The 351-nt window shown below is 50.1% G+C and carries 1 protein-coding gene; it reads right to left on the bottom strand.

The window, feature by feature from the left end:
* On the bottom strand, window positions 1-351 hold a 351-nt coding region (locus KH400_RS30275), incomplete at both ends, for a hypothetical protein (RefSeq protein ID WP_217228565.1).

Here is a 351-nt window from a genome sequence, read left to right on the forward strand (position 1 = left end):
CCTCTCCCCCTTCCTTTCTTTTTTTCTCCCCCTTTCTTCCTTTCCTCCTTCCCTTCCTCCCTCCCTCCTTCTCTTTTTCCCTCTCCCCCTCTCTTCTTCTTCTTCCCCTCCTCCCCTTCCCCCTTTTCCCCTCTCCTCTTTCTCCCCTCTTCTTCCCTCTTTCTTTCTTTCTTTTTCCTCTTTTCCTCCCTCCTCCCTTTTTTTTCCTTTCTTTCTTTCCTCCTTCTCTCCCTCCCCCCCTTCCCCCTCCTTCCCTTCCCTTTTCCTCTTCTCCCTTTCTCCTTCTCCCTCTCTTTTTCCTTCTTCTCCTTCTTCTTTTTCCCCCCCTCTCTTTTTCTCCTTTTTCCCTTC

The sequence above is a fragment of the Desertibacillus haloalkaliphilus genome (assembly GCF_019039105.1).
GTDB lineage: Bacteria > Bacillota > Bacilli > Bacillales > KJ1-10-99 > Desertibacillus > Desertibacillus haloalkaliphilus.